The following is a 19,485-nucleotide window of genomic DNA, read 5'->3' on the forward strand; positions in this document are numbered from 1 at the left end:
TTCCCTCCCGGATCCTGGAGCGGCGTCGAGGCCGCGTCCGGATCGCTTGAGAACGAAGTCATCACGTTCCGCGGGGGCGCGTCAATAGAATAAATAAATTTGCTTTTGTTTTTAGCGGTACCATTCTCAACGCACGTAGACGACGCCCACCCGCAGGCTGCGCGGCGCGTCGTAGCTGGTGATCCCATCGCCGGTGCGGCCGGTGGCGACCTGCGCGTCGAAGGCGTTGCGCAGCTCGACCTCCAGACGGGTCGCCGTATTGACGGCGTAGCGGGCCGAGAGGTTCAGCGTCGTGGCGGCTTGCAGGCGACGGGTGTTGAGGTCGTCGTCGAACCGCGCGCCCTCGTGGCGGGCGGCGAGGAAGAGGTCGAGGCGCTCGGCGGCCTTCCACTCCAGACCGGCTGAGACCGCCAGGCGTGGAGCCTGGGCGGGGCGCTTGCCGGTCAGTTGCGGGGCGTCCGATCCGCCATCGACCTCGGCCCGGGTCGCCATCACCGCGCCGGTCAGGGCGAGGCGTTCGGAGAGATGGGCTCGGCCTTCCAGCTCCAGGCCCACCGCGTCGATGCGGCCGACGTTCTGGCGCTGGCGCAGCACGCCGCCGGCCGGGATGAAACCGGCCGTCGGGAAGGTGGCCGGCCCCGTCCCGATGGTGACATTGGCCACCGGATCGTCGAGGCGGTTGAGGAACAGGGTGGCGGTCAGACTCCCCGCCCGCCCCCCGACGCCGCCGCCAGCCTCGACGCCGTAGAGGCGCTCCGGCTTCAAGGCGGCGTTGGCCTCGGTGACGTCGTTGCCGACCCGGAACGGGCGATGCAGCTCGTTGAGGGTGGGCGGGCGAAAGCCGGCATAGGCGGCGGCGCGCAGGAAGCCGGGGCCAAGATCGCGGCGCAGGCCGACGCGGCCGGTGGGCGTGGTCGCGCTGCGGCCGGCGGGCGTCTCGTCGAGGGTGGCCGCGCCGGTCTGGGCGTCGAACTCGCGGCGGCGGGCGTCGAAGGCGCGCCAGTGGTCCAGGCGCAGGTCGCCGGTGGCCAGCCAGGGGCCGGAGGTCCAGCTGGCGTCGGCATAGATGCCGGCCGTGGTGGTGCGGCCGCCGGCCTCGCGCAGGCGGGTGAACTGGCCGGACATGTAGCGGAAGCGCTCGTGGGTCTCGCCCTCGGCGGCGCGAACGTCGGCGCCCAGTTCCCACTCCAGCGGCCCGCGCACGCCGCGCAGGGCGGCGTTGAAGCCAAAGCCGTAGGCGGGCGTCTCGTACTGGTCGTTGGCCGGGGTGGTCGAGGCGCGGCCGGTCGCGACCGCGACGGAGCGGTTCTGCAGGTCGCTGACCAGGGTCCAGGCCTGGAGCCGCCAGCCCTTGCGGTCCGGCGACGGAGCCTGCGCCAAGGTCAGGCTGGCCTGGGCGCCGCGCGAGCGGGCGTCGGCGCCGAACAAGCCCGAGCGGCGGTTCTCGTCATGGACGGCGACGCGGGCGGCCAGGGCCGGACCTGCGGCAAGACGCGTGTCGTAGCGCAGGGCCGCCGACCAGGCTTGCATGGCCAGGGGCTCATCGGCCGCGCCGCGTCCCTCGCGGACCGGGGTCCAGCCGTCGGAGCGCTCGGCCGAGACGCTGGCCAGGATCCCAGCGGCCCCGGCGGTGACCGCCGCGCGGCCGTAGCCTAGCCCGCCGGCCTCGGCGCTGGCCTCCAGCACCTCGGCGCCGCCGTCGCGGCCCGTGAGGGCGACGACGCCGGTCAGGGCCCCCGCGCCATAGGCCTGGGCCCCGGCGCCGCGGACGATGCGGACGTCCTGGATCGTCTCGGACGGGAGGCCGCCCCAGATCACCCAGCCGCCGAACGGATCGTTCTGCGGCACGCCGTCGAGGGTGACCAGCGCCCGCCCGGCGCCGGATGGGGCGATGGCCCGCAGCGACAAGCCCTGGGTGGTCGGATTGGCCGCCAGGCTGGAGGTGCGCCGAAACAGCGAGACGCCCGGCGCCCGCGCCAGCTGCTCGTCGAGCCGGGTCGAGCGGGCCCAGGCCGGGTCAGCCAGGGTCGAGATGGCGAAGGCCCCCTCCCCCGCCGACGGCGGCAGGCGCGCGCCGGTCACGATGACTTCGGAAACGGGTGTCGCCTCGATGGGGGCGTCGAACATGGCGGCTCCAGGGCGGCGAAAGACTCGGGTCGGACTATAGCCGCTCGGCGCGGAGAAACGCCCGTGTCGGCGAAAGGGCTTCGGCGTCATCAATCCGTTTTGAAATCGTCGCATAAGCCACGCGCCGGCCAGGGCTGGCCGTACGACCTGTCCGAACGACCTTGGGGGATCCGCACAATGACCCATCTTCGCGCCAGCGCCGCCGTCGGCGTGCTCGCCTTCCTGCTCGGCGCCGGATCCGCCCTCGCCGAGGCCCCGGCCGTCGCGCCGGCCGTCTCGACCGCCCCGACCACCGAAGGCGGCGCCAACGGCGTGGCCCTGCTGCGCAATCCGGCCGCGCCCGAGAAGAGCCTGATCGCCGCCACCGGCGAAGGCGGCGGGCTGGAGCTCTACGGCCTCGATGGCCAGCGGGTCGGCGCGATCGCCGGCGGCGAGGTCTACGGCGTCGATGTGCGCGAGCACGAGGGCAAGCCGCTGGTGGCGCTGCTCGACCGCAAGGGCGGCCGCCTGCGCCTGGCCGCCTACGACTTCGCCACCGGCCAGGCCGCCAATCTCGACGCCAAGCCGCTGACCCTCGACTACGCCGGCGAAGGCGTCTGCCTGTGGCGCGGGTCGCGTGACCGCTCGCTCTACGCCTTCACCCTGGGCGTGGCCGGCCAGATGGACCAGTGGCTGCTGTTCCCCACCGCCGACGGCAAGCTGGACGGCCGCATCGTGCGCCGCCTGCACCTGTCGTCCGAGGCCAAGTACTGCGTCGCCGACGACGTGACCGGCGCGCTCTATGTCGCCCAGGAAGCGGTCGGCATCTGGCGTTACGCCGCCGATCCGGAATCCGATCCGGTCCCGACCCTGATCGACGCCAACCGCCTGGGCCAGATCGCCGGCGAGGTGGCGGGCCTGGCCTTGGTCGACGGCGGGCAGAACGCCCGCTTCCTGGTCGCCGCCAACGCCACGGCCGGCGACTACGCCGTCTACGATCGCTCCCAGGACGACGCCTTCACCGGCCTGTTCCGCATCCAGGCCGACCAGCAGAACGCCGTCGAGAACCCGTCGGGCCTGTTCGCCCTGCGCGCCCCCCTGGGCGATCGCCTGCCCGCCGGCGCCCTGCTGGTCGCCGACGACCGCAAGTCGGGCGCGAACATGAAGGTCGTGTCGTGGGCCGACGTGGCCGCCGGGCTCAAGCTGGCCACGGGCGACGCGGCCGGCTCCAGGCCCAAGGCCGACTTCGCCGTGGTCCGCCCGACCATGGAGACCACGCCGGTCGCCCATGACGGCGACGCCGCCGACGATCCGGCCATCTGGGCCAACCCGGCCGATCCGGCCAAGAGCGCCATCATCGCCACCGACAAGAAGGGCGGCCTGCTGGTCTACGATCTGGCCGGCAAGCCCTTGCAGTACCTGGCCGACGGCAAGATGAACAATGTCGACCTGCGGTCCGGCTTCAAGCTGGGCGGCAAGGATGTGATCCTGGTCACGGCCAGCGACCGCACCCACAAGTCGATCGCCATCTACACGCTGGACCCGGCGACCCGGCAGCTGACCTCGGTCGCCGACGGCGTGCAGGCCACGGGGCTTTCGGACCCCTATGGCCTCTGCATGTACCGCGGCAAAAAGGGTGCGACCTACGTCTTCATCAGCGATCCCGACGGTCTGGTGCGGCAGTGGAAGCTGGTCGCCCAGCCCAACGGCAAGGTCCGCGCCGTCCAGGTGCGCGACGTGAAGTTCGACACCCAGACCGAGGGCTGCGTCGCCGACGACGAGACCGGCGCGCTCTACGTGGCCGAAGAGGACGTCGCCCTGTGGCGGCTGGGCGCCGAGCCATCGGACAACCGCCCGCCCAAGGCCGTCGACCGCGTGGCCGCCAACCCGGCCCTGAAGGACGACCTGGAAGGCGTCGGCATCTACGCCCAGCCGGGCGGCAAGGGCTTCATCGTCGTCTCCAGCCAGGGCAACGACAGCTACGCCGTCTATCGCCGCGAGGGCGACAACGCCTATGTCGGCAGCTTCTCGGTCGTGGCCGACGGGGCCAAGGGGATCGACGGGATCTCCGAGACCGACGGCCTGGAAGTGACCAGCGCCTCGCTGGGCGCGGGCCTGGAAGGCGGCGCCTTCGTCGCCCAGGACGGCCGCAACGTCTTCCCGCCCGAGCACCAGAACTTCAAGCTCGTGCCGTGGTCGGCGATCGCCGGGGCGCTGGGGCTGGAGTAGGCGTCAGGCCCGGCCGCCTCGGAAGGAACCTCCCCCCATGGGGGAGGCGATCGCGCAGCGATCGGTGGGGGGAGTTGGTGCGGGATCGGCCAACGCCTCGAAAGCTGAAAACGGCCCCCACCGGCCTTCGGCCGCCTCCCCCAGAGGGGGAGGTTCCCCCTCAGTCGCTCTGCGACAGCTCCCCCAGAGGGGGAGCATCTGAATGCGCGAACCAAGATCCTCCCCCTCTGGGGGAGGTGGCCCGGAGGGCCGGAGGGGGCAGGCACGGCTTCTCAACCTCTCGCGCGAATGCGCTGAGTTGATCGGAGAGGGCGCGGGGCGTCCGGGCCTCGCCCGGAGTTGTGAGTTTGAATACCGTTTCGACGAAGCTGGACGCCCCGCGCGATCGTTCTTGACCTCAGGCCGGGGCGCGCGGGCCTTTTCCGCCCTTCACCCCCTTCGGCATCCGCCTTCCCCGGAACCGGGCTGTAAGCTTCGCTAGCCATCGCGTGCAGACAGAAGGCGCCGGAGCGGACCCTCGGACGGGCGGGAGCCTATGACAGGCAAGCTCCCGATGGATGGGTTTACGTCCCCCACCCTCATTTAAGCCTGGCCCGGCCCTGCTCACGCAGCTCCGGCGGCCCCGCTCGATCGCATCCACGTCGCACGCTTCGGGCCGGATCCTTGCGCCCTCTCCCTGCGACGGGACGGGGTCCATTATGCAGCGGGTTTCAGCGCGTCTGATCCAGAGCGCTGAGAAAGTTGCAAGGGGTTGGATTGGTTGGGGTCTTCGGAGCGGTCGTCGGGGATAGACGCTCGCCAATCCCCGTACGCAGACCCCCAACCGTAAAATCCCCGCGAAAGCGGGGACCCAGGCTTTTTCTGCAACCCACGGCGCTCGACGATAAAACACCTGGGTCCCCGCTTTCGCGGGGATTTTACGGGAGGGAGGTGGAAACGCCCCGCCCGAATACTATCACATTATGGGAGCCGCACTCACAAAATGAGTAGCCAACCCTCCAGATCACCCTATGGTCTGACCAATTCGACCAAGCTGCCTGACAGCGAAGCGATCTGGAGGAAGCTCATGCGGCTGGCGTCGCTGCTCATCGGTCTGGTTGTCGCCGTGTTCGCCCTGCCCGCCTGGGCGCAGGAGGCCTGGGTCACCGACAAGGCCTCGCGCGGCGCCTTCCAGATCGCCGGCGCCGAGATCCTCTATTCGCAAGGCGACGATCCGCTCGTCGGCCTGGCGGTCCAGGACCTGCACGACGACCTGGCGGCCGTCACCGGCAAGACCCCTCGCCTCTCGACGGATGCGCCCCAGGGCCGGACGGCGATCCTGGTCGGGACGCTGGGCAAGAGCCCGCTGATCGACGGCCTCGTGCGCGACAGGAAACTGAAGGTCGACGACCTGCGCGGCCGTTGGGAGGGCTTCCTGATCACCGTGGTCGACAACCCCGCGCCCGGTCTCGACCGCGCCCTGGTGATCGCCGGAGGCGACCGAAGGGGTACGGCCTATGGCGTCTACGACCTGAGCCGCGCCATCGGCGTCTCGCCGTGGACCTGGTGGGCCGATGTTCGGCCGAGCAGGCGCAGAGCGCTTTACGTCGCCGCCGATGCCCGCCGCGTCGAGGCGCCGTCGGTGAAGTACCGCGGGATCTTCATCAACGACGAGGACTGGGGCCTGCAGCCGTGGGCGGCCAGGACCTTCGACCCGGCCTATGGCGACATCGGCCCCAAGACCTATGAGAAGGTGTTCCAGCTGCTGCTGCGGCTGAAGGCCAACACCCTGTGGCCGGCCATGCACGAGGTCAGCAAGCCGTTCAACGCCGACCCGGCCAACGCCGCCCTGGCCGACCGCTGGGGGATCGTCATGGGCTCGTCCCACGCCGAGCCAATGCTGCGCAACAATGTCGGCGAGTGGAAGGCGGGCGCGGAGGCCTACAACTACGCGGCCAATCCGGACGGCGTGCTCGACTACTGGCGCCAGCGGGTGAAGGCCAACGGCGGCTACGAGAACATCTACACCCTGGGCATGCGGGGCATCCACGACTCCGGCATGGTCGGCGGCGGCGACATCGACGGCCAGCGGACGCTGCTGGAGAAGATCATCGCCGACCAGCGCGGCCTGATCCGCGACCATGTCGACCCCAAGGTCGAGACCGTTCCGCAGGCCTTCACCGCCTACAAGGAGGTGCTGGACGTCTATCGCTCGGGCCTGAAGATTCCGGAGGACGTGACGCTGGTCTGGCCGGACGACAATTTCGGCTACATCCGCCAGCTGCCCGATGCCGAAGAACGCAAGCGGTCGGGCGGATCGGGCGTCTACTACCACCTGTCCTATCTGGGCGCGCCGCTGTCGCACCTGTGGCTGTCGACCACGCCGCCGGCCCTGGTGATCGAGGAGATGGGCCGGGCCTGGGACCTGGATGCGCGCAGGCTGTGGATCGCCAATGTCGGCGACATCAAGCCGGCGGAGCTTGGCACGCAGCTGTTCCTCGACATGGCCTGGGACGTGGACGGGGTGCGCAAGGCCGGCGCGCACGGCTACGAGGCGCGGTTCGCTCGCGAGGTGTTCGGAGCCGAGCGCGCCGAGGCGATCGCCGGGATCCTGGCCGAGCACCATCAGCTGAACTTCGAGCGCAAGCCCGAGCACCTGCAATGGTTCTGGGGCCGGGGCGCGAGCCCGCGCTCCAGCCCGCTGTCGGTGGCGCAGGCGGACGCGCGGCTGGCGCGGTTCGACGCCCTGGTCGCGCAGCTGGACCGCGAGGGCGCGAAGATCCCCGCCGAGCAGCGCGACGCCTGGTTCGAACTGGTGGACTATCCGGTGCGGGCGGCCGCGGCGGCCAACCACCGGTTCTTCGACGCCGAGGCCTTCGACCGGCTGATCGCCAGCCGGCCCGAGGAAGCCCGCCGCCGCGCCGACAAGGCCCGGGCGGCGGACGCGGAGATCGCTGTTCTCACCCGCCGCTACAACAACGAGATCGCCGGGGGAAAGTGGCGCGGCATCCTGTCGGTCGAGCCGGCCGACGGCCAGTGGACCTCGTTCCGGCAGAAGCCGTTCGTCGCCCCGGCGGCGGACGCGACCGCGCCGCGCCTGGCGCCCTTCCCGCCGACCGACACCGACGTGATCGTGGTCGAGGCCGAGACGGCGCACGGCGCCGGCTGGCGGCGGCTGGACAGCGTGGGGCGTGGCGGGGCGGTGATGGTGGCGGGGGTGGTGACCGAGCCGTCGCGGACGCTCGCGCAGCCGGGGCCGGCGCTGGACTATGCGATCACCCTGCCGGCCGGCGCCTGGTCGCTGGACCTCGATTTGCTGCCGACCTTCCCGCTGAACGGCCAGACAGCGCTGCGGCTGGCGGTGTCGGCGGACGGCGGCGCGCCTGTGGAGGTCGCGGCATCGCGCAAGGTCGGCGACAAGGCCTGGGCCGAGGGGGTGCTGGACGGGCGGGTGCGGGTGTCGTCGGGCGTGACGCTATGCGGCGGCGCGCGGACGGTGCGGGTCGCGCAGTTGGATCCGGGCGTGGCGCTGGACGCGCTGGTGTTTAGGCCGGCGGCGGGCTGTCGGTAGCCCTTCTCCCATAGGGAGAAGGTGGCCTGCGAAGCAGGTCGGATGAGGGGTTAGGGACCGAAGACGGCGTGCCGGCACGCCGGCTGGCGGCGTACCCCCTCACCCTCCCACGCTTCGCGCGGGCCCCTCCCTCTCCCTATGGGAGAGGGTCAATAAGAGGCCTCGAACACCTCGAAGTCCCGCTCCAGCTTCCATTGCAGCTGCGCCTTCGGGTTCGCGCCCAGGAACGCCTCGCAGGCCTTGCCCGGCTTGGCGCATTCGGCCGCCCCGCGCAGGCTTTTGCCCGGGACGAAGGCGTATTCCAGGCTGTCGCGGGCGATGGCCTTGAGGTCGCGATAGGTCAGGCCCTGCTCGGTGGCGGCGCGCAGATATTCGTTGGTCAGGTCGATGCGCGAGACGCCTTCGTCGTCGGTCGACAGCACCACCGGCACGCCGGCCTTGCGGTAGAGGTGCAGCGGGTGATCCGCGCCCTTTACGCCCAGGATGACGTCGTTGCTGGTCAGGTTGATCTCGACGGCGATCTTGTCGCGAGCCATGCGCTTGAGCAGGTCTCGCGCCTCGGCCTCGTGGGCGATGTCGACGCCGTGGCCGATGCGCGCCGAGCCGGCCACCTCGACCGCCTCGCGGATGTGGAACGACAGGTCGCGCGGCGGGACCAGGCCCAGGGTCAGCTCGCCGGCGTGCAGCGACAGCTTCACCTTCGGATAGCGGGCGTGCAGGTAGCCCAGCATCCGCATGTGCAGGCGGTAGTCGGCCAGGGAGGTCGGGTTGTCCTCGGGGGCGACGATGTTGACCCCGACGAAGCGCGGGTCGCCGTCGGCCAGGGCGAAGGCGGCCGTCAGCTGGGCGAAGACCACCTGCGGCGGCAGGATCCGCACGGCGAAGGCCTGGTAGCCCAGCGCCACGGCGCAGGCGCCCTGGCGCGGCTTCTGGGTCTGGCAGCCCAGGCGGCGGTCGGACTGGGCCTCGGCCGCGTCCATCTCGGCGCGGACCTTGGCGACGAGGTCGGGTATGCCCGGCTCCAGGGCGGCGAAGGCCTTGTCGAAGTCGCCGTCCCAGGTCTCGTTCCGGACCTTGTTGACCAGGTCGTAGATGGCGCCGGGGTTCACCGAGGTCTCGACATAGCCGACATGGTCGCCGGCGGCGTATTCGCGGACCACCGCCAGCATGGCCGGCAGGTTGTTCTCGGTCACCGCCCCGAAGCGGCCGAAGGTCGAGAAGAACTGGTCGTGGCCGGAGGCCTGGGCGCCGTCAGCGCCGGGGTTGTAGTTCAGCATCGACAGCGAGTTGAGCGCCCGGGCGTAGAGGGCCGGATCGGCCTTGGCCAGGCCGCGCGCCGGCTTGCGGCCGGGCGCGTCGCACGGCCCGCTGGCCAGGGCCGGCTGGACGTCGGTGGTCACGCACAGGCCGTCGGCGTCGGCCCAGGCCAGGAAGTCCTCGGCGTAGGGGGTTCCCGACAGGTGGTTGTGCAGGTCGCCGCCCTTGGGCATGGCCTGGAGGAACAGGCGCAGGGCGGCGCGGTTCTTCAGCGCCGCGTCGAAGGCGGCCGATGCGCGCGCCTCGGCGGAGGGCGCGGGCGGAGCCGCCAGAGCGGGCGCCAGGGCGGACGAGAGCGTCAACAGCCCGGCCGCCATGGCGAGTCCACTCGCCAGCAACTTCATTCGCGCGCGCATCGACCGCCCCCTGATCCTTTCCGCCTACCGACGATGATTTGCGGCGTTTGGCAAATCAAGCGCGGCGGAAAGGACCGGACGGCGTCGCTCGCGGCTAGAGGTTCAGCAGCGGGAACCGCTCGGCCGCGCGGGCGGAGACCGAGGCGTCGGCCGAAAGGCCCAGACCCGCGCCGGCGCCCAGTAGCCAGCCAGTCAGCAGCAGGCCAAGGCCCGCATGGAAGGTCTGCAGGGTCTCGCGCAGGCCCTCGGCGCCGGGCTTGGTGAGGTCGAAATCGGCCTGGCCGACCGCGCCGCCGTCGATGCTGCTGGTCCAGCCGGTGGCCGAAGCGTCGTCCTCGTGGATCACCAGGCCGTCGTCATGGGCGGCGTCCAGGGCATAGCCATTGCCGCCCAGGGTGACGGAGAAGTCGCCCTTGGTCTGCTCGCTGACCCCGTCGATGACGATCGCCTGGTCGCCGCGGGTGACCACCACCTGCTCGGCGTAGGTCATGTTGTTCCAGCTGGAGGTCTCGGTGTTGATGGTGATCTTCGTGCCGTTCTCGAGCTGGAAGGTGGTCGTGCCCCAGAAGTCGCCGATGTGCTCGCCGTTGTAGCTGACATGGGGGTCGCCCCAGACGCGGGTGGCGTTGCCGTCGGCGTCGCGCACGACGATCTCGGAATTGGCTTCGTTGATCGACAGGGTGTAGCCGTCGCCGATGTCGATCTCGGCCTTGCCCTCGCCGGGCATGGTGGCGGTGAAGGGCTGCTGGGCGGGCGCGGGCTGGAACAGGCCGGCGACGATGGCGCCCAGGGTGAACTGCATGGCGCCGAAGCTTCCCAGCGACTTGCCGAGCTCGGCCCCGATCCCGGTCAGGATCGCGCTGTTGATCGCCGTGCTCAGCGACCCGTTGATGGTGGTCATCGCTCCTACCCTCTCTCATCGCCGCCATGCGGCCTGCGACGAAAGGTGGCGCCGAGCGGGGCAGTCGAGATAGCTGGGGCGTACCCCATCAGGGAAAACCCTAGCTCAGGTTTTTCCTCACCCCTTCCCGTCCAGCGCCCGCAGCACCTGCAGGATCGTCGAGGGCCGGGCGCCGATCTCGTTGAGGAGCAGCTGAACGAGCCCCGTCAGCATGGCCAGGACCACCGCCGTGGCGATCCACGACTTGATGGCCAGGCCCAGGGAGAAGACATTGAGTTGCGGGGCGTAGCGGTTGATCAGGCCAAGTCCGCCGTCGACCAGGTAGAGCACGATCAGGGCCGGGGTCGACAGCATCACCGCCATCACCATCAGCCGCGAGAACTCGCCCTCGAACAGGGAAAGGCTGCGCAAGGACAGCATCGGGGTCAGGCTGCCGATCGGCCAGATGGCGTAGCTGTCGAGGATCACCCCGACCATCAGCAGCAGGCCGCCCGAGAACATGAAGACGAAGTTGGCCAGGCGGCCGAGGAACTCGCCGGTCAGCGAGGTCTGGTGGCCGCTCAAGGGATCGACGACCTGGGCCATGGTCGCCCCGACCTTGGCGTCGATGATCTGGCCGGCCGCCTCCAGGGCCCACAGCATCGTCCCGAAGAAGAAGCCGATGACCAGGCCGATCACCGCCTCCTTGCCGAAGATCAGGATCCACTGGACCGTCGGCAGCTCCATCTGGGCGACCTGCGGCTGGAGGGTGATGACGATGATCCCGAAGGCCAGGAAGATCGAGTTGCGCACCAGAGCCGGCACGGTCTCGGGCGACAAGAGCGGCAGCAGCATGAAGGCCGCCGCCACCCGGGTCGCGCCGACCGCGAGCACCATGGTGTTGGAGAAGATCGCGCCCAGCCAGTCGGGCGTGTTCATCGGCGGACCATGGCCGGGAACTCGGTGAACACCCGGTCGCCGAAGCGATAGAGCGTGCCGCCCAGCAGGCTGGCGGTGACGAAGATGGTCAGGACAATGGCGAAGAACTTGGCCGCGTACTGCAGGGTCTGCTCCTGCAGCTGGGTGGCCGACTGGATCACCGCCACCAGCAGGCCGACCAGCGAGGCGGCGACGATCGGCGGGGCCGACAGGATCAGCACCAGCCACAGGGCCTGGTTGACGAGCTCGATGGCCTGGGCGTTCAGCATGGCGCGGCCCTCCTCAGGTGTAGGACAGCACGAGGCCGTGGGCGAGCTTCACCCAGCCGTCGATCAGCACGAACAGCAGAAGCTTGAACGGCAGCGACACCGTGGTCGGCGACAGCATCATCATGCCCATGGCCAGCAGGATGTTGGACACCACGAGATCGATGATCAGGAACGGCAGGAAGATCAGGAAGCCGATCTGGAAGGCGGCGGCCAGCTCCGAGACGGTGAAGGCCGGGACGACGACGATGAAGTCGCGCTGGGTCAGGGCGCGGGCCTTTTCCGGGCCGTTGATGCGCTGGGCGGTCTTCAGGAAGAAGGCGCGCTCGCGGGGCGTCGAATGCTTGATCAGGAACTCGCGCAGCGGCTCCTTGGCCTTGTCGGCATAGGTGAACAGCGCCTGAGTGTCGCTGCTGACGGCGGCGATCGGTTTGACGCCCTGGTTGGCGGCCGCCATCTGCTGGCCGACCGGATACATGACGTAGAGCGTCAGGATCAAAGCCAGGCCGTTGAGCACGATGTTGGGCGGCACCTGCTGCAGGCCCAGCGCATTGCGCAGCAGGCTGAGCGTGACGACGATCTTGGTGAAAGAGGTGACCATCACCGCCACGAACGGCGCCAGCGCCAGCAGGATGACGGTGATGAGGGCCGACCCGGGCGAGAACTGCGAGAGGTCCATCTGCGCTCAGCCCTCGCCGCCTATGGTTTCCACCAGCACGCCCCAGGCCTCGCCGACCGGCACGAGACGGCCGCGCGCGATCGGGCGGCCGCCGGCCAGCAGCACGGCGGGGGCGTCCTCGCGCGGGCCGGCCAGGACGACGGTCGCGCCGGGCCGCAGGCCCGACAGCTCCGACAGCGGCAGGCTGGCCTCGCCCAGCAGCACCTTCAGCGGCACGGGCAGGTCGGCGGGCGCGACCGGCGCGGCGTCGGTGGGAACCTCGTCCGTGGGGACGACGGCGATGTCGAGCGGCGGCGGGGCCATGGCGCTCTCCTCGATGGCGTTGAGCGTGAAGCGATGGTGGGAAAGGTCGAACCGGCCGACGAGGCGGCGGTCGAACAGGGTCAGGGTGGCCAGGCCCGGGCGCGAGGCCGACAGCGGGGTCAGCACGATGTCGCCGGGACGCAGGGAGGCGGCGGTGGCCGCCGGCAGCTCCGGGCCGTCCAGCACCAGCGGGCCGGCGGCGGGCACGGCCAGGTGCGCGCCGGGCGCCCAGGGATCGAAGATCGGCTCGGGCCAGGCGCGGGCGGCCTGAGGATCGACGGCCAGGACCAGCCGGGCGAAGGGCGCGCCGTCCTGGGCCAGGGCTTCGATCGACAGGGCCAGCAGGCCGTCGGGCGCCTGGGCCTCGACGCCCAGGGGCGCCAGGCTCTCGGTGGTCGCCGCCTCGATAGCCGCCACGACCGGCTCGACGCGGTCGAGGCCGATCAGCAGCTCGGCGTCGTCGGCCAGGGCGAAGGCGGCGCCGGCGAGCTCGCGGATCGCCAGACGCTGGCCGGCTTCGAACAGGATCCAGGGTCCGGGACCGAGCTCGGGGTCCAGCGAAACCCGGGTGACGAGGCCCGGCGCGCGCAGGGCGGCCAGCACGGCCAGGGCGCGGTTGCGGGCGACGAGGTCGGAGAGGTCGACGGCGGGACCCTCCCCCGCTTCAAGGTCGAGGAAGGCGCTCATGCGTCGTCGTCCACGCTGCCGGTGACGGCCATGCGCACCAGCCGGGTCAGGCTGACGGCCTCCATCTTGGCCATGATCCGCGAGCGGTGCAGCTCGACGGTCTTGGGGCTGATGCCCAGCTCGTAGGCGATGACCTTGTTGACCTTACCGGCCACCACCAGGGCCATGACCTCGCGTTCGCGGTCGGTGAGACCGGCGACGCGCCGGGCGTAGGCCTCCTGGCCAGGCGAGACGACGGGCCGGACCTGGGCGAAGGCGCGTTCGAGCGCGGCCTCCAGGGCGGCCTCCTGGAAGGGCTTTTCCAGGAAGGTGACGGCGCCCTTCTGCATGGCCTCGACCGCCAGGGGCACGTCGCCGTGGCCGGTCATGAAGATCACCGGCCGCTGGCAGCCGCGGGCCTTCAGGGCGTCGAGCAGCTCCAATCCCGACATGTCGGGCATGCGCACGTCCAGCAGCAGGCAGGCGTCGGCCGGCGGCTCGCCGGCGTCGAGGAAGGCCCGGGCGCCGTCGAAGGTGGAGACGGCGTAGCCCAGGCTCTCCAGCCACCAGGCGGCGGACTGGCGGAACTCGCCGTGGTCGTCGACGAGGCAGACCGCGCCCAGAGGGTTCGGCGGGGCGGCGGCCTCCGGCGTGGATGTCGAGGGGGTAGTCATGGCTCCTCCTGGCGCGCCGCGGGCAGCGCGATGTGGAATACGGTCCCCCCCTCGGGATCCGGGGCGTGCCAGAGCCGCCCGCGATGCAGTTCGACGATGGATCGGCAGATCCCTAAGCCCACCCCCATGCCGCCGGGCTTGGTCGAGAAGAACGGCGAGAACATCTTGTCGGCGGCGGCCGCGTCGACGCCCGGGCCGCTGTCGGCGACGGTCAGCTCGACCATGCGGTCGGAGCCTTCCATGGGCCCAGCGGCGATGGTCAGGCGGCGGGGGCCGGGCCGGCCGCGCATGGCGTCCAGCCCGTTGCGAGCCAGGTTGACCAGCACCTGCTGGATCATCACCGCATCGCCCAGCACCGGCGGCAGGGCGTCGAAGCGCGCGCGGGCGACGACCTTGTCGCGGGCGATCTCCCAGTCGAGCAGGTCGAGCGTGGCGCGGACCAGCCGGGGCAGATCCAGCGGCTCGACCTGGGGCTGGCGCTGCTCGACGAAGGAGCGCATGCGCTGGATGACGCCCGAGGCGTAGAGCGCCTGCTCGGCGGCGCGATCGAGGGCCTCGACGCCCTCCTCCTTCGCCAGCGCCCCGCGCGACAGCCGCGCCTTCAGTCCCCGGGCGATGTTGGCGATCGAGCCGATGGGCTGGTTCAGCTCGTGGGCGATCATGGTCGCCATCTCGCCCACCGACATGACGCGCGAGGTCAGCAGCAGGCGTTCGCGATCGGCCAGGCGCCGGGCCTCGGCCTGTCGGCGCTCGGCGGCGCTGGAGAGGATCAGGTGGATGCGGCCGTCGCCGGCGACGGTGCGCGCCTCGAAGGCCTGGCCGTCGAGGTCGAGCGGGTGCAACCCGCCCTCCCCGCGCTGGGCCGCCTCGACCGCCGCCAGCAGGCCGCCGGACGGGGTCTGGCCGGGCGCGAGCCCCGCCGTCAGCCGGGCGAAGGCCGCCGTTCGCCAGGCCAGGCGTGGCGAGGCCGCGTCCTCGAAGGCGGCGACGGCGAGATCGAGCGCCTCCAGGGCCTGCGCCTCGGGCGACGGGGCCAGCAGGGCGGCCAGACCGGTCATACGGGTCTCCCGCCGGCTAGGGAAAACCCGACTGGCGGCGGCGCGTTGATCTTCGTATCGAGAGACTGAAGGAGTTCGCCATGTCCGCCAGCCGCATCGACGCCCCGTCCGTTTCCGGCGTCTGGAGCCACGGCCTTTCGGGGATTTCCCCGGCCGGCGAGCCCTCGCGCGCCCAGGCCTTCGGCGACTTCTCCGGCTTCTCGCGCCAGGACGGCCGCATCGGCCTGTCGGGCGCCTCGCGCGACCTGGACGATACGGCCCGCGCCGTCGCCGACCGCCTCACCGACGCCCGCGACAACGGCTTCGTCTGACGCTAGCGTCGGGGCGTGACCGCCGACCGCATCCTCAAATCCGAGCCCGACTGGTTCGGCGCCGCCCAGGCCCTGGTCGAGGGCTTGCAGGGCCAGCCGAGCCTGGACCGGCGCGTCGATGTGCTGGAGCGCGTCTGCACCGATCTGGGCGATGCGCTCTACCCCGGCTTCGCCAAGCTGCTGGCGGCCGTGGCCCATTTCGGCGAGCCGGACGTCAAGGCGCTGGTCGCCGACACCCTGGCCCAGGCCCTGCTGACCGCCCGCCTGCCCGCCGCGCGCGTGCCGGCCTGGGGCGCGGGCGGCTTCTCCAGCTTCGGGGTTGGCGGACCGTTGCTGAGCAACAGCCGCAAGGTCGGCCCGCTGGAGTTTCTGTGCGTCTGGCTGGTGCGCGATATCGCCGACGCGCCGCTGGACGCCGAGGCCTTCGAGACGGCGGCGACCTATCTGCTGGATCTCGTCTCGGCCTCGCCCAAGGCGGCCAGCCTCTACATCGACAAGCTGCGCGCCGACGCCGCCGACCCGACCGAGGGCCTGCACAACGCCCAGAGCCGCCGGCTGATCGAGATCCTCGCCGACCGCTGGGCGGCGGGGGATCTGCCGGCCGAGGTGGCCCGCGCCGTGGCTCGGGCGGCGGAAGCTGATCGGGGGCGGTTCGGGCTGCCTCTTCGATAGGACTGGCGGGCCGAAAACCTCGCCCTTCGACAAGCTCAGGGTGAGGTTTTCTACTGCAACGTCCGCAATGGACCTCACCCTGAGCCTGTCGAAGGGCGAGGTCCACGCAACTGGCTGCTCAGGGCCGCTGCTCACCGCACCCTCCGGATCAGGCTTTCCGGATCCAGGCCGTCATCGGCCTCGACGAAGAGGTCGGCCAGGGCCAGTCCCCGCACCTCCAGCCGCTTGCGCAGGGCCTCCAGGGCTTTGGTCACCTCGGGCGTGGCGTCCGGCCGGGCCGCCAAGGTCAAGGAGACCGCGCCGTCGGGGCCGCGCGCCAGGCCAAGGCCCGTCAGCAGCGAGTTCTTGTCGGCCAGACCCAGGGCCAGCGCCTTGCGGTCGCCGCCGGCGGCGATCCAGGCCTGGTCCATGGCCGCGGCGAAGGCCTCGATCTCGGCGGCGCTGGCCGTGGCCGGCCCCGTCACGGGGATGTCGACCGACTCGCCGCCTTGGCGGGTCAGGGCCGCGATGGCGTCGACACCCGTGGGCTCGGAGGCGGAAGCCAGGTCCTTGAACTCGCGGGCCGGACCCAGCAGGGCGGAAAGGTCGACGCTCGCCCCCTCCTCCTTCTCCTCGCGCTCGGCCTCCTTCTGGCGCTCGGCGCGGGCCGGCTGACGGGCGACGGGCTCGCGACGGTCGGCGGCCTGCTGCAGGGCGGCCTGGAACTCGGCGCCGCGCCAGGGCGCAGCCTGATCGGACGAGGACGACCGCTGGCTGGACGGGCTGGAACGATCGGACGGGGCGCTGTCACGGATGGCGGTCATAGGGTTCTCCTCAGGGCGCCGGCGTCCTCGATCTCCAGCTGCTCGCGGGCCTCGCGGTCGGCGGCGACCAGGGCGCGGGCGAGATCCAGGCGGCCGCTCATGGCGTCGAAGCGGCCCTGGGCGCGGGCGAGGTCGCGCAGGGCGACGGCGAGATCCTCGCGGGCCAGATCCAGGGCCACGGCCTCCTGGTCGCGCAGGCGCTGGTCGGCGTCGCGGGCCGTGGCGATCGCCTCACGCCGCACCAGGGCGGCCTCGATCAGGTGGGCCGCGCCGGACAGGCCGCCGGCGAACCAGTCGTCGAGCTGGGCCTTGGCCAGGTCGTGGGCGGCGATCGCCCGGTCGCGGGCTTCCAGCGCCATGACGGCGTCGGCGACCTTGCGGCGGGCCTGCGCGGCCTCGCGCATGGCCTTCTCGACGCGGCGCTCGCGCAGCTTGACGACGGGGGTCAGGGCCTGGACCTGGACGCGGGCGGCGCTCATGCGGCCGTCTCCATCAGGGCGGCCAGGGCCTGGTCGAAGGCGACGGCGTCGTGCGCGTCCTGGCGCAGCAGACTGGTGATGGCGGCGCGACGGGCGATGGCCTCGTCGGCCAGCGGGTCGCCGCCGGGCTTGTACTCGCCGATCTGGAGCAGGAACTCGATCTCGGCGTACTTGGCCATCCAGCCCCGCACCTTCGAGGCGGCGGCCTGCTGCTCCGGACCCGTGACGCGCGGGAAGACCCGGCTGAGGCTGGCGGCGACGTCGATGGCCGGATAGTGGCCGGCCTGGCCGAGCTTCCGGGACAGATAGATGTGGCCGTCGAGGATCGAGCGGACTTCCTCGCCGACCGGGTCGCCGCCCTCCTCGTCCTCGATCAGCACGGTGTAGAAGGCGGTGATCGTCCCTCCCTCTATCGAGCCCGCCCTTTCAAAGAGGCGAGGCAGCTCGGCGAAGACCGACGGCGGAAAGCCCCGGCGCACGGCCGGCTCGCCCACCGACAGGCCGATCTCGCGCAGGGCGCGGGCGAAGCGGGTGACGCTGTCCATCTGCAGCATGACGCGGCGGCCCTCGGCCCGGAACCCTTCGGCGATGGCGGTGGCGACGTGGGCGGCGCGCACCCGCTCCATGGCCGGGCGGTCGGAGGTCGAGACGATGACCACCGAGCGGGCCAGGCCCTCCGGCCCCAGGCAGTCGTCGAGGAACTCACGCACCTCCCGCCCGCGTTCGCCGATCAGGGCGATGACGTTGACGTCGCTGCGGGCGTGGCGGGCGAACATGCCCAGCAGGGTCGACTTGCCGCCGCCGGCCATGGCGAACAGGCCCACGCGCTGGCCCTCGCCCGTGGTCAGCAAGGCGTCGACGCTCCGCACGCCGGTGGCGAAGGGCCTGGCGATCGGCGGACGGGCCAGCGGATTGGGGGCCTCGCCATAGACCGGGAACGGCCGCAGCAGGCCGGTGATGGGGCCCAGACCATCGAGCGGCTCGCCATGGGCGTCGAGCACCCGGCCCAGCAGCCCCTCGCCAACGCCGATCTCGCTGCGACGCGGACCGGCCACGACCTCGGCGTCGACCGCCACGCCCTCCAGCCGCGCAAGGGGCGTCAGGATCGCCGCCCCGCCGTCGAGGCCGACCACCTGGGCCTTGACCGCATGGCCGCCGGCCCGGTCGACGATCTCGCACTCCTGGCCGATGCGCACGTCCAGGCCCGTGGCGCGGACGGTGGTGCCGAAGGCCTGGGCCACGCGGCCGCGCCGCTCGACGGTGCGGGCGCCGCGCAGGACCTCGCGCAGGCGGGCGTCGGTATCGGCGTCGAGGCTCATGCGGCGGCCTCGCCAGCGGGGACGGCGAACACCGCTTCAAGGGCCCGCAGCTGGGTTTCGAGTCCGGCGTGGGTGCGGCCGGACGGAGTGTCGAGCACGCAGTCGCCGGCCGGCAGGTCAGGGTCGCCGACCACCTCTATGCGGGCGTCGATCGACCACAGGCGGCGGGTCACCGCGCCGGCCGCTTCGGGGGCGACGCGGACGCGGATCGGCTCTTCGGGCAGCAGGTCGCGGGCGGCCTGCTCGGCCAGGGCGGCCAGCACCTCGTCGGACGCCAGACCGGCGGCGATGCGGCGGACGATGTCCAGCGCCAGGGCGCCGGCGCTGCTTCGCAGGCGATCGCGTTCGAGCTGGAGGGCGGCGTGGACACCGGCCAGCACCTGGGCGGTCTCGCGGGCGGCGGCGGCGGTTCCCTCGGCGTGGCCCTGGGCGAAGCCGTCGCGCAGGGCGGCCTCGCGGGTCGCCTGGCGCAGGGCGTCGAGGGCGGCGGTCAGCTCAGCCGCGTCGCGCACCGCGCCGACGTCCTCGCGGCGGATCACCGGCTGGTCGGTCAGCAGCGCGGCCGAGGGACCCGAGGAAAGCAGCAGATAGGTCATGCGGCGACCTCCAGCGCGCCGGCCTCGAAGGCCATGAAAAGTCCCCGCGCGACGTGGGCCGCGCCGCGTCCGCGCTCGGGATCGAGCGCTAGGGGAACGACGTCGAAGAGATCGCGCAGGCGGACAACGGCGGCGGGTCGGTCGGCGACCTCGGCCAGCAGCACGGCCGCGCCGAGCGCCACGAACGTCGCGTCGTCGGCCAGGGCGGCGTCCGCCTGAGGGATGGCGGGCGCGAGGCCCGGGGGCGAGGCAAGAACGGCGTCCAGGGCCGGCTCGCCGATC

18 protein-coding genes and 1 pseudogene are annotated in these 19,485 nt (G+C 71.8%); 4 read left to right on the top strand and 15 right to left on the bottom strand.

From position 1 onward, the window contains the following. Positions 1-126: 126 nt before the first annotated feature. Positions 127-2,127, bottom strand: coding sequence for a TonB-dependent receptor (locus AC2YHT_RS19075; RefSeq protein ID WP_487291483.1), 2,001 nt, complete (start codon positions 2,125-2,127; stop codon positions 127-129). A gap of 177 nt (positions 2,128-2,304) precedes the next feature. Between AC2YHT_RS19075 and AC2YHT_RS19080 the strand changes: the two genes are divergently transcribed. Together AC2YHT_RS19080 and AC2YHT_RS19085 are read left to right on the top strand one after the other, a co-directional pair. Next, positions 2,305-4,335 (top strand): phytase, encoded by a 2,031-nt coding sequence (locus AC2YHT_RS19080; RefSeq protein ID WP_487291485.1) that lies wholly within the window; start codon positions 2,305-2,307, stop codon positions 4,333-4,335. Between the two features lie 1,066 nt (positions 4,336-5,401). Then, a complete protein-coding gene (locus tag AC2YHT_RS19085) occupies positions 5,402-7,885 on the top strand; it encodes a glycosyl hydrolase 115 family protein (protein WP_487291487.1) in 2,484 nt (827 codons plus the stop codon). Between the two features lie 149 nt (positions 7,886-8,034). On the opposite strand, the gene AC2YHT_RS19090 is transcribed toward AC2YHT_RS19085, so the two are convergent. From AC2YHT_RS19090 to AC2YHT_RS19125, 8 genes are all read right to left on the bottom strand, one after another. After that, on the bottom strand, positions 8,035-9,504 hold the full coding sequence (locus tag AC2YHT_RS19090) for an adenosine deaminase family protein (protein WP_487291489.1): 1,470 nt from the start codon (positions 9,502-9,504) through the stop codon (positions 8,035-8,037). A 148-nt stretch (positions 9,505-9,652) separates the two neighbouring features. Further along, positions 9,653-10,459, bottom strand: a complete 807-nt coding sequence (locus AC2YHT_RS19095; protein WP_487291491.1) for a DUF1521 domain-containing protein — start codon at positions 10,457-10,459, stop codon at positions 9,653-9,655. A gap of 117 nt (positions 10,460-10,576) precedes the next feature. Continuing rightward, positions 10,577-11,377 (bottom strand): type III secretion system export apparatus subunit SctT, encoded by an 801-nt coding sequence (sctT, locus tag AC2YHT_RS19100; RefSeq protein ID WP_487291492.1) that lies wholly within the window; start codon positions 11,375-11,377, stop codon positions 10,577-10,579. Continuing rightward, a complete protein-coding gene (gene sctS / locus AC2YHT_RS19105; RefSeq protein ID WP_110119753.1) occupies positions 11,374-11,646 on the bottom strand; it encodes a type III secretion system export apparatus subunit SctS in 273 nt (90 codons plus the stop codon). The genes sctT and sctS overlap by 4 nt, the downstream gene beginning before the upstream one ends. Positions 11,647-11,659: 13 nt before the next feature. Next, positions 11,660-12,322: a type III secretion system export apparatus subunit SctR gene (sctR, locus tag AC2YHT_RS19110; protein WP_487291494.1), complete on the bottom strand. Its 663-nt coding sequence runs from the start codon at positions 12,320-12,322 to the stop codon at positions 11,660-11,662. A 6-nt stretch (positions 12,323-12,328) separates the two neighbouring features. Further along, positions 12,329-13,312, bottom strand: a complete 984-nt coding sequence (locus AC2YHT_RS19115) for a FliM/FliN family flagellar motor switch protein (protein WP_487291496.1) — start codon at positions 13,310-13,312, stop codon at positions 12,329-12,331. Further along, entirely contained in the window at positions 13,309-13,965 is a 657-nt protein-coding gene (locus AC2YHT_RS19120; RefSeq protein ID WP_487291498.1) for a response regulator transcription factor, read from the bottom strand. The genes AC2YHT_RS19115 and AC2YHT_RS19120 overlap by 4 nt, the downstream gene beginning before the upstream one ends. Continuing rightward, the gene (locus AC2YHT_RS19125; RefSeq protein ID WP_487291500.1) at positions 13,962-15,023 is read right to left on the bottom strand and encodes a sensor histidine kinase; all 1,062 of its coding nucleotides are present in this window, start codon (positions 15,021-15,023) and stop codon (positions 13,962-13,964) included. The genes AC2YHT_RS19120 and AC2YHT_RS19125 overlap by 4 nt, the downstream gene beginning before the upstream one ends. Positions 15,024-15,103: 80 nt before the next feature. On the opposite strand from AC2YHT_RS19125, the gene AC2YHT_RS19130 reads away from it, so the two are divergent. Further along, positions 15,104-15,334, top strand: coding sequence for a hypothetical protein (locus tag AC2YHT_RS19130; RefSeq protein WP_487291502.1), 231 nt, complete (start codon positions 15,104-15,106; stop codon positions 15,332-15,334). Positions 15,335-15,349: 15 nt separating this feature from the next. After that, the gene (locus tag AC2YHT_RS19135) at positions 15,350-16,006 is read left to right on the top strand and encodes a hypothetical protein (RefSeq protein WP_487291504.1); all 657 of its coding nucleotides are present in this window, start codon (positions 15,350-15,352) and stop codon (positions 16,004-16,006) included. A 13-nt stretch (positions 16,007-16,019) separates the two neighbouring features. On the opposite strand, the pseudogene AC2YHT_RS19140 reads toward AC2YHT_RS19135, so the two are convergent. The 6 genes and pseudogenes from AC2YHT_RS19140 to AC2YHT_RS19165 form a co-directional block, all read right to left on the bottom strand. Then, positions 16,020-16,112 (bottom strand): annotated as a pseudogene (locus AC2YHT_RS19140) (hypothetical protein); the annotation flags it as partial. A 25-nt stretch (positions 16,113-16,137) separates the two neighbouring features. Then, complete coding sequence (locus AC2YHT_RS19145) at positions 16,138-16,809, bottom strand: hypothetical protein (protein WP_487291505.1); 672 nt, start codon at positions 16,807-16,809, stop codon at positions 16,138-16,140. Then, the gene (locus tag AC2YHT_RS19150; protein ID WP_487291506.1) at positions 16,806-17,288 is read right to left on the bottom strand and encodes a hypothetical protein; all 483 of its coding nucleotides are present in this window, start codon (positions 17,286-17,288) and stop codon (positions 16,806-16,808) included. Before AC2YHT_RS19150 ends, AC2YHT_RS19145 begins: the two co-directional genes overlap by 4 nt. Beyond that, positions 17,285-18,607 (bottom strand): FliI/YscN family ATPase, encoded by a 1,323-nt coding sequence (locus AC2YHT_RS19155; protein ID WP_487291507.1) that lies wholly within the window; start codon positions 18,605-18,607, stop codon positions 17,285-17,287. Before AC2YHT_RS19155 ends, AC2YHT_RS19150 begins: the two co-directional genes overlap by 4 nt. Next, complete coding sequence (locus AC2YHT_RS19160; RefSeq protein WP_487291508.1) at positions 18,604-19,203, bottom strand: FliH/SctL family protein; 600 nt, start codon at positions 19,201-19,203, stop codon at positions 18,604-18,606. The genes AC2YHT_RS19155 and AC2YHT_RS19160 overlap by 4 nt, the downstream gene beginning before the upstream one ends. After that, positions 19,200-19,485: hypothetical protein (locus AC2YHT_RS19165; RefSeq protein ID WP_487291509.1), on the bottom strand; the 286-nt coding region annotated here is incomplete at its 5' end. The genes AC2YHT_RS19165 and AC2YHT_RS19160, both read right to left, overlap by 4 nt.

The organism is Caulobacter sp. SRI_008 (assembly GCF_057586355.1).

What these genes read in the sequence shown, in the direction of transcription:
- AC2YHT_RS19075 (WP_487291483.1), bottom strand. Translation starts at nt 2,127, where the DNA reads ATGTTCGACGCCCCCATCGAGGCGACACCCGTTTCCGAAGTCATCGTG.
- AC2YHT_RS19080 (WP_487291485.1), top strand. Translation starts at nt 2,305, where the DNA reads ATGACCCATCTTCGCGCCAGCGCCGCCGTCGGCGTGCTCGCCTTCCTG.
- AC2YHT_RS19085 (WP_487291487.1), top strand. Translation starts at nt 5,402, where the DNA reads ATGCGGCTGGCGTCGCTGCTCATCGGTCTGGTTGTCGCCGTGTTCGCC.
- AC2YHT_RS19095 (WP_487291491.1), bottom strand. Translation starts at nt 10,459, where the DNA reads ATGACCACCATCAACGGGTCGCTGAGCACGGCGATCAACAGCGCGATC.
- sctT (WP_487291492.1), bottom strand. Translation starts at nt 11,377, where the DNA reads ATGAACACGCCCGACTGGCTGGGCGCGATCTTCTCCAACACCATGGTG.
- sctS (WP_110119753.1), bottom strand. Translation starts at nt 11,646, where the DNA reads ATGCTGAACGCCCAGGCCATCGAGCTCGTCAACCAGGCCCTGTGGCTG.
- sctR (WP_487291494.1), bottom strand. Translation starts at nt 12,322, where the DNA reads ATGGACCTCTCGCAGTTCTCGCCCGGGTCGGCCCTCATCACCGTCATC.
- AC2YHT_RS19115 (WP_487291496.1), bottom strand. Translation starts at nt 13,312, where the DNA reads ATGAGCGCCTTCCTCGACCTTGAAGCGGGGGAGGGTCCCGCCGTCGAC.
- AC2YHT_RS19120 (WP_487291498.1), bottom strand. Translation starts at nt 13,965, where the DNA reads ATGACTACCCCCTCGACATCCACGCCGGAGGCCGCCGCCCCGCCGAAC.
- AC2YHT_RS19125 (WP_487291500.1), bottom strand. Translation starts at nt 15,023, where the DNA reads ATGACCGGTCTGGCCGCCCTGCTGGCCCCGTCGCCCGAGGCGCAGGCC.
- AC2YHT_RS19130 (WP_487291502.1), top strand. Translation starts at nt 15,104, where the DNA reads ATGTCCGCCAGCCGCATCGACGCCCCGTCCGTTTCCGGCGTCTGGAGC.
- AC2YHT_RS19145 (WP_487291505.1), bottom strand. Translation starts at nt 16,809, where the DNA reads ATGACCGCCATCCGTGACAGCGCCCCGTCCGATCGTTCCAGCCCGTCC.
- AC2YHT_RS19150 (WP_487291506.1), bottom strand. Translation starts at nt 17,288, where the DNA reads ATGAGCGCCGCCCGCGTCCAGGTCCAGGCCCTGACCCCCGTCGTCAAG.
- AC2YHT_RS19155 (WP_487291507.1), bottom strand. Translation starts at nt 18,607, where the DNA reads ATGAGCCTCGACGCCGATACCGACGCCCGCCTGCGCGAGGTCCTGCGC.
- AC2YHT_RS19160 (WP_487291508.1), bottom strand. Translation starts at nt 19,203, where the DNA reads ATGACCTATCTGCTGCTTTCCTCGGGTCCCTCGGCCGCGCTGCTGACC.